We start from the raw sequence: 7,312 nt of genomic DNA, 5'->3' as shown, positions 1-7,312 counted from the left end.
GTTCGCCACCCGGCCAAGCGGAGCATGACCGATCACGACAAGGTCGAGATCGTCAGCATGGAAAATTCCGCTTTGGCTCGTATTGATTATTGTAGGATTCAGCGGTCTAATTGACAGTGTGCTTCTCTAAGCGGGGCAAGAGTGGGAGAAGCGACTGACCACGCCTAGTAAGCCTAAAGGCCTAACCTTTACGAGACGGGAACCATTTCGCCATGAGCGGTGACAACTCAAGCCTGGCTTCTGCATTGCGTGTTCTGCCTGACCGTTTGCCAGCTGGGCGTCCGACGCTGAATGATATCCTGAGCGCTCTGGGGGATCGTGGACTTGGGCTCGTTCTATTAATTTTTTCGATCCCAGCCATTATTCCGACACCAGGCATTCCAGCTGGCATGATATTCGGCTCGGCGCTTGCGCTGCTCGGTGGGCAAATGGTGGTCGGTGCAAAGCGTGTCCGCTTGCCGTCTTTCATCGCTCAGCGGCGTATTGGGCAAGAAGTGCTGCGCCAAGTCTTCCAGCGCGCTACGCCACTTATAGATAAGCTAGAACGCCGCCTGAGCATCCGTCTGGCCGGGCTGATGTCCCCTTTGGCCATGCGAGTTATCGGAGGGGTTATTGTTGTTATGGCGTTACTGATTGCATTGCCCATCCCATTTGGAAATACCTTGCCTGGCTTGGCGATTCTGGCTCTATCGCTAGGCCTCGCGAGGCAAGATGGGATTGCAGTATTGGTTGGTATGAGCCTTGCGGTATTGGCTAGTGGTGTCTCTGTAGCACTGTTACACGGCAGCCTGAGGTTGTTCGATATGATTCACTGATGCGTGCGTAATATTCAATACCACCAAGCACAAGCAGAAGGCGCCGCAGACCAAGGTGTCCCCCGTTCCTAGGCAAGGCCACCATGACCTACAACAGGGGTTTCCCCGAGTCGAGAAGAACTGCGGCGTCGATCTATCAACCTTCTAGGGAGATTAAGTCTTTGGTGGATCAGAATGGATCGTCAACCATTTAATCAGGATACCCAGTTTAAATTCTTTAACGATTTTCACCTACGGCTCGCTTCCTTCCATCAGAGCCATCCTTTACGTTTAAAGTACCAATACGGTGCGATGCCTGACATAACCATCAGCCCCAGTGCCCAGGGATAGCCGAGCAACCACTTCAATTCCGGCATGTAGTCAAAATTCATTCCATAGATGCTGGCAACGAGAGTAGGCGGCAGGAACACTACGGCAGCAATCGAGAAAGTCTTGATGATTTGGTTTTGTTCGATATTAATAAAGCCCTGAGTCGACTCCATCAGAAAGTTGATTTTATCGAACAGAAAAGTGGTATGGGACATGAGAGTCTCGATATCGCGCATAATCTCACGTAGGCTTTCCGACTGCTCCGGTTGGGTTTTTAGATGACGCAGCAAAAACGAAATATCCCGTTGGGTGTCCATGAGGCAAAGGCGGATTTTTCCGTTGCTGTCCTCCAGGCGGGCCAGTTTGCCGATGGCGTCTTCCAACTCCGACTCCTCGTCCTCTAGAACCATATAACTGATCTTTTCCAGTTGGCGATGCAGATCTTCCAGAGCATCGGCATGGTTCTCCACTTTCTGCTCCAACAGCGTGACCAACAGGTCTTGTGGGGATTGCACTTCCACCTGTCCCTTGTGCGCTCTCATACGTAGCAGGCGGAAATCGGCCAAATCTCCTTCACGAATGGTGATCAAGCAATTTTTTTGAAGGATACAGGCAACGGATACGGTTGTGTGGCGACCCTCGCTTTGGGCGAGAAACAGTGAGTGGACGTGGATACCGGCCTGGTCCACGAAGCAGCGGGCCGAGGTTTCAATCTCTTCCACTTCATCCGGTTCGGGCAACTCGGTGCACAGCATGTGTTGCAAGAGAGCACGTTCGTCTTCATCCGGCTCGTGGGCATCAATCCAGTCGGCTTGGATCAGATGGCTACCCAACTCCTCGAGGGGGCATTTAATTTCGTGGATCAGGCCGTTTTCAATTTTAAACAATCTCAACATCAGTGGATCTCTATTGTTTTCAGTGATTGCCAGCGATAGGTTGCGGCTTCTTCGAACTGGTTATTGTGTGTAGTGATGAACAAGGCGGCGATACCATTATCATCCGCGGCCGGCATACCGGATTCCCGTCCCAGGCAGAGAAGGGCCGTGGACCAGGCGTCCGCTAGGGTTGGATTGTCATTGATGACAGTGACAGTGACAGTGACCGAGACCGTGTTGTGAGTGACCGGTTTGCCCGTGCGGGCATCCAGGACATGGCTGTAGCGCTTGCCCTGTTCATCGAAGTAATGGCGGTAGGTGCCCGACGTCATAACGGAAACTGGGGCATCCTGACGGATGGTGAGGGCTTTTTGCACCGAATGAATGCTATCTTGGGCCTCGATCTACTATCGCAAGGAGCCCTCATGAGCCAGCCCACCCCTCCCGAACCTCGACCCGATACAGCGGTGCCTTCCACCAGCGGCAAGCGCTATGAACGCATCTTCGAGCGCTTCCTGTGGAACAGCCGGCTGCTGGTGATGCTGGCGGTGGTGCCGAGCCTGCTGGGGGCACTGGTGCTGTTCATCATCGGTACTCTGGATATTCTCAAGCTTACCGTGACCGCCGCGACCTACTACCTGGTCGGCGGGCAGCCCGATATTCACGAGACGGTGGTGCCGAGCGTGGTGATGGCGGTGGACATCTACCTGGTGGCGATCGTGCTGCTGATCTTCGGCCTGGGGGTGTATCGGCTGTTCGTGTCGCCGATCGAACCGGCCGAGTCGCACCCGGCCTCGAACCCCTTCAATGTCTCGTCCTTCGATGAGCTCAAGGACAAGATCGCCCGGGTGGTGATCCTGGCGGTGATCATCGAGTTCTTTCGCGCGGTGGTGGATATCACCTTCGAGACACCGCTGGATGCCATCTACCTGGCGCTCTCGGTGCTGGCCCTGGCCGGGGCCCTCTACCTGATGAGCCGCGCTCACAAGCATCATCGGGAGTAGGCTCGCCGACGCTATGGCACAATACTCCTTTTGTTGTTCGACAAGGATCGCCAATGGCGTATGTGCTGGTGATGGGCGGTCTCGCCCTCTCGGTAAGCTTTACCTTGGGCTGGGCGCTATGGCGTCTGGGCCGTGCTGCCTTGGGCTGGTTGGGCGGTGGCCCCGCGGCGGGCAAATCGAAGGTCAAGCCGCGAGCCCGCAAGCCTGCGGCGAGGAAGCCGGCCGCCAGCAAGGCGGCGACCCCGCGTAAGACGAGCACCCGGCAGTCGGCCAAGACGCCCAGCGAGCCCTGGGCACTCACCCGCTGGCTGGCGGCGCGTCACTCCCTGTTACCCCTGGCCAGCCTGGCACTGATGCTCTATGCCCTGGGGCGTGTCGTGGTGTTCGGCCTTCAGCACCGTCCGGTGGAAGCGCCGGCATCATTCCCCCAGGTTGTCGACGTGGTGGGCTGGACGGCGGCGGCGCTGCTGGGCCTGGCGCTGCTCTCCCTGCTGGCACGCTGGCGCTGCCGCGATTAACCCCGCCCCCTTGGGGTCAGACCCCTCAATCTACTTAGGGGTCTGACCTCGACGGGCTGGCGAACCCGAGAGCGGCTGGCAGGTCCCAGCCTTAGTAAAGAGAAAGGAGACACCCGTGTTAGCCAATATCCAGCGATTCTTTCAGGAGATGCTCGCCGAGGGGGAGGGTGGTGCCGGTCTCGAGGCGCCGAGCCTCGAGCTTGCCGCGGCGGCTCTGCTCTGCGAGGTGATGCGTGCCGACTACGAGGTGACGCCGGAGGAGCTCGACACCCTGCGCGCTCAGCTGCGCGACCACCGGGCAGAGGCCTCTTGACGCCAATACGCCAGGAAGAACTGTCCGGCTTATGCCCCCGGGTTTGCAGCTCTCCGCCAATCTCCACGAGATAGTTCTGTATCCCAGCAGCTTCCACTACGGTGGCAACCCGACCAACGCTGTAGCCTTGAGCAATGGAGGAAATATCCACATGAATCTGCGGGTCGGTTTTGCGCAGTTGGGTGGGTGTCGGGGTTTCTAGTTTGCTAAAACCGACGTGTTGTAGCTGCTGCATCAGGGTAGCCGGATCCGGTGGTGTCAGCGTTTGGCCCGAGAATCCCCAAAGATCAAACAATGGTTTGATGGTCAGGTCATAGCACCCCTGGCTGGCTTGACTGACCTGCTTTGCGGCTTCTACCAGTTCGACGATCTCGGAGCCGTCATCAATCGGAGCGGTAGTCTCCGTGACGTTAAAACGTTCAATATCTGAATCCGGTTTGTAGTTCGACAACGAGCGATCCAGGCGATTGAATTCAGCATCGATCCGTTGCTGGAGCGCGTTAACGTCCATGCCTTCAGATTGCCAGACGCTGACATGCCAAGTAGTGCCCTGAGCGGCACCACTCAGCTTATGCACCTGATTGTCGAATGAATCACATCCTGATAGCACCGAAGCGATGGCAAACACTACAGGCCATTTAAGCCTCATGCTGACCAATCTGGAGGCTTTCCCAGCTATTGTGCCAAGCCCCTGAATAGCCACTGAAACAATTACCATCGTACTCCTTATCTCATCAGAACCCAGTAAATCAGGGCAGCCAGCCCCAGGCGATAGACCACATAGGGCCACATCCCAAAGCGGTTGAGCCATTTCAGAAAAAAGTGGATGGCTGTTAGCGCCATAGCGAAGGAGGTCAGTCCGCCCACTAGGAACGCGATCCAATCCACTGCAATATCACCAGTGGCCACCTCCAGCAATTTGGCGGAAGCGGCCAGCGCGGTAATGGGAATGGCCAGAAGGAAGGAAAAGCGAGCTGCTGCCTCTCGACTGAGGCCTAACATCAACCCAGCAGTGATGGTCACACCCGAACGGGAGGTGCCGGGAACGAGTGACAGTGCTTGGGCTGCACCGACTAACAGCACATCTCTCCAGGTCAATGTGGTGATCTTCCGGCTCTGTTTGGGACACCAATCCGCCCAGCCCAGCAACAAGCCAAAAATTAACGTGGTGAAAAAGATGATCGCGACAGAACGCAGTTGGGTGTCAATCAGATCCAGCAAGAGCAAACCGGCCAGTGCAGCTGGAACGGTGCCGATAACCAGGTAGCCTGCCATCAGGCCTTGTCCGATAAAGCGTCGCTGAATCAGCGAAGTAACGCTGTCCTTGGTCAAATCTCCAACATCGCGACGAAAATACAACATCACGGCGAGTAAAGTGCCCACATGTACCGCTAAGTCAAAAGCGACACCTTGGTCAGCCCAGCCAACCAACACCGGAGCCAGAATCAGATGCGCGGAGCTGGAAATCGGCAAAAATTCAGTGATGCCCTGAATGATGCCCAACCAGAAGGCCTGAACTACTTCCATCAAACCTCCCACGCCAATGTTTCGTCATGGCAAGCGGGAATGTGGGGCCAAAGTTTTCTTTGTCTCATAGGGATTGCGTTTCCTTTTTGTTGATGAAATAAGTGCCTTTGGGCAGCACGTGTTTGTAAGGCAATAATGAGTTGTGTGCCAGTGTGTCGTCGTCCACCGTTTCGCCTTGGTTTTTCAGTTCGTCCACGATGTTGCTGTTGCTGGAGATTTTCCAGTACTGGATGCACCCTAAACTTAATCCTGAATCCGTGAGACCGGCCCCCGGAAGCACTTCTAACCTGGATATTGCATAAGACATGAAAAAGGCGGCTGAAAATCGGTTATAATTCAAGCTCCTACACAAGAACCAACCGCCTCAGCCGCCATGACAAAATGTACCACGCCGTCCGCTTCCTTTCCACGCTGCAAAGGCCGTCAGGTCATCGCCCGTTTCGATGGCGGTGATCTCACTTCCGACGGCGGTATCCTGCTGCTGCGGCAGCTCGATCGCGAGATGGGCCTGACCCGCGCCGTCGCTCGCCGGCTCAGCGACGAGCGCGACGCTCAGCGCTGCCTGCATCGCACCGAAACCCTGGTCCGGCAGCGCGTGTTCGGCCTGGCGCTGGGCTATGAGGATCTCAATGACCACCAGGCCCTGCGTCACGATATCGCCCTGCAGACCGCCGTCGATACCGATGGCGTGCTGGCCAGTCAGTCCACCTTGTGCCGCTTCGAGCAGCAAGCCGACCGGGACTGGGCGATCACCATCCACGAAGAGATGATCGAGCAGTTCATCCGCTCGTTCCGGCGGCCACCCAAGAAACCGCTCTACCTCGACTTCGATGCCACCGACGATCGGGTGCATGGCCAGCAGCTCGGGCGGCACTTCAACGGCTACTACAACCACTACATCTTCCTGCCGCTGTTCGTATTCTGTGGCGACCAGCTGCTGGTCAGCTATCTGCGTCCGGCCTCGCTGGATGCCGCTCACCACGCCGGTGCCATCCTCGCCCTGTTGGTCCGGCGGCTGCGCCAGGCGTGGCCTGAGGTGAAGATCGTCTTCCGAGGCGACAGCGGCTTCTGCCGTCCACTGATCCTCAACTGGTGTGACCGCCACGGCGTCGATTACATCATCGGCCTCGCCGGCAACAAGCGCTTGGCCAAGCTGGCTCTGAACATCGACTACGCGTCGGCCATCCGCTTCGAGAAGACCTGGGAGAAGGAGCGTGTCTTCGGCTTCATCGAGTACGCTGCCAAGAGCTGGAAGGAGCGTCGACGAAAGGTCATCGTCAAGTCCGAGACCAGCCGGCGTGGCTTCAACACCCGCTATGTGGTCACCAGCCTGCGCGGCTGCAGCGCCGAGTGGCTCTATGACCACCGCTACTGTGCTCGGGGCGAGATGGAGAACCGTATCAAGGAGCAGCAGTTCCTGTTCTCCGACCGCACCAGCTGCCACGAATGGTGGCCCAACCAGTACCGACTGCTGCTGTCGGGGTTGGCCTACCTGCTGCTGGAGCGGCTGCGCCGGGTCTACCTCAAGCGCACCGCCTTCGCCCAGGCCCAGGTCAACACCCTCCGCCTGAAGCTGCTGAAGATCGGCGCTGTCATCACCCGCAACACGCGCACGATTCGGCTGATGTTGAGCAGCCAGTACCCGGAGCAGGACCTCTTCCTGAAGCTGGCCAGCAAGCTGGTGCCGGGATAGCGCCGCGGCGTGCTGTCCCCGGCACAGAAAACACATGGGGGTAGGGGGAAATGCGCCTTGAGCTCAGGAAATTGATCAATATATAGCCAACTTCCAGCTCTGGGCGGCATCATCGCCACCAAACCTGGCATTTGGGTGCTGCTGACCAACCCGATGCAACATCCGGGCTAACCCACTGACCTGCATGGCAATATAGCCATTATCGCCATTCACCCAGACAGTGCCATGCCCAACATAAAGTTCCGCGCCAGTCGCCGC

9 protein-coding genes and 1 pseudogene are annotated in these 7,312 nt (G+C 57.2%); 5 read left to right on the top strand and 5 right to left on the bottom strand.

The window, feature by feature from the left end:
- Positions 1-212 precede the first annotated feature (212 nt).
- Complete coding sequence (locus Q673_RS36055) at positions 213-815, top strand: exopolysaccharide biosynthesis protein (RefSeq protein ID WP_081712043.1); 603 nt, start codon at positions 213-215, stop codon at positions 813-815.
- Positions 816-1,066: 251 nt separating this feature from the next.
- Here the strand turns inward: Q673_RS36055 and corA are convergent, their stop codons facing one another.
- The gene (gene corA, locus Q673_RS30030; RefSeq protein ID WP_023006440.1) at positions 1,067-2,020 is read right to left on the bottom strand and encodes a magnesium/cobalt transporter CorA; all 954 of its coding nucleotides are present in this window, start codon (positions 2,018-2,020) and stop codon (positions 1,067-1,069) included.
- Positions 2,020-2,376, bottom strand: a complete 357-nt coding sequence (locus tag Q673_RS30025) for an FAD:protein FMN transferase (protein WP_200861410.1) — start codon at positions 2,374-2,376, stop codon at positions 2,020-2,022. The genes corA and Q673_RS30025 overlap by 1 nt, the downstream gene beginning before the upstream one ends.
- A gap of 48 nt (positions 2,377-2,424) precedes the next feature.
- On the opposite strand from Q673_RS30025, the gene Q673_RS30020 reads away from it, so the two are divergent.
- From Q673_RS30020 to Q673_RS30010, 3 genes are all read left to right on the top strand, one after another.
- Positions 2,425-3,003, top strand: a complete 579-nt coding sequence (locus Q673_RS30020) for a YqhA family protein (RefSeq protein ID WP_023006438.1) — start codon at positions 2,425-2,427, stop codon at positions 3,001-3,003.
- A 53-nt stretch (positions 3,004-3,056) separates the two neighbouring features.
- Positions 3,057-3,521, top strand: coding sequence for a hypothetical protein (locus Q673_RS30015; RefSeq protein ID WP_023006437.1), 465 nt, complete (start codon positions 3,057-3,059; stop codon positions 3,519-3,521).
- A gap of 115 nt (positions 3,522-3,636) precedes the next feature.
- Positions 3,637-3,834 carry a TerB family tellurite resistance protein gene (locus Q673_RS30010; RefSeq protein WP_023006436.1) on the top strand — a complete coding sequence of 66 codons (198 nt, stop codon included), beginning with the start codon at positions 3,637-3,639 and terminating at the stop codon, positions 3,832-3,834.
- Between the two features lie 46 nt (positions 3,835-3,880).
- Here Q673_RS30010 and Q673_RS37235 read toward each other — a convergent pair.
- A pseudogene (locus Q673_RS37235) lies at positions 3,881-4,345 on the bottom strand (FAD:protein FMN transferase); the annotation flags it as partial.
- A 215-nt stretch (positions 4,346-4,560) separates the two neighbouring features.
- The gene (locus Q673_RS30005) at positions 4,561-5,361 is read right to left on the bottom strand and encodes an undecaprenyl-diphosphate phosphatase (RefSeq protein WP_023006435.1); all 801 of its coding nucleotides are present in this window, start codon (positions 5,359-5,361) and stop codon (positions 4,561-4,563) included.
- Positions 5,362-5,734: 373 nt separating this feature from the next.
- On the opposite strand from Q673_RS30005, the gene Q673_RS30000 reads away from it, so the two are divergent.
- On the top strand, positions 5,735-7,054 hold the full coding sequence (locus tag Q673_RS30000) for an IS1380 family transposase (protein ID WP_031218338.1): 1,320 nt from the start codon (positions 5,735-5,737) through the stop codon (positions 7,052-7,054).
- A gap of 75 nt (positions 7,055-7,129) precedes the next feature.
- On the opposite strand, the gene Q673_RS36985 is transcribed toward Q673_RS30000, so the two are convergent.
- On the bottom strand, positions 7,130-7,312 hold a 183-nt coding region (locus tag Q673_RS36985), incomplete at its 5' end, for a hypothetical protein (protein ID WP_235048521.1).

It is taken from the genome of Halomonas sp. PBN3 (assembly GCF_000475415.1).
Lineage (GTDB): Bacteria > Pseudomonadota > Gammaproteobacteria > Pseudomonadales > Halomonadaceae > Halomonas > Halomonas shengliensis.
Note: the sequence above shows the minus strand (reverse complement) of the source record. Positions and strands in the feature narration are given on the sequence as shown.

Bases quoted from the DNA above. Each gene is read 5' to 3' on its own strand.
- Q673_RS36055 (WP_081712043.1), top strand. From the start codon at position 213: ATGAGCGGTGACAACTCAAGCCTGGCTTCTGCATTGCGTGTTCTGCCT.
- corA (WP_023006440.1), bottom strand. From the start codon at position 2,020: ATGTTGAGATTGTTTAAAATTGAAAACGGCCTGATCCACGAAATTAAA.
- Q673_RS30015 (WP_023006437.1), top strand. From the start codon at position 3,057: ATGGCGTATGTGCTGGTGATGGGCGGTCTCGCCCTCTCGGTAAGCTTT.
- Q673_RS30005 (WP_023006435.1), bottom strand. From the start codon at position 5,361: ATGGAAGTAGTTCAGGCCTTCTGGTTGGGCATCATTCAGGGCATCACT.
- Q673_RS30000 (WP_031218338.1), top strand. From the start codon at position 5,735: ATGACAAAATGTACCACGCCGTCCGCTTCCTTTCCACGCTGCAAAGGC.
- Q673_RS30020 (WP_023006438.1), top strand. From the start codon at position 2,425: ATGAGCCAGCCCACCCCTCCCGAACCTCGACCCGATACAGCGGTGCCT.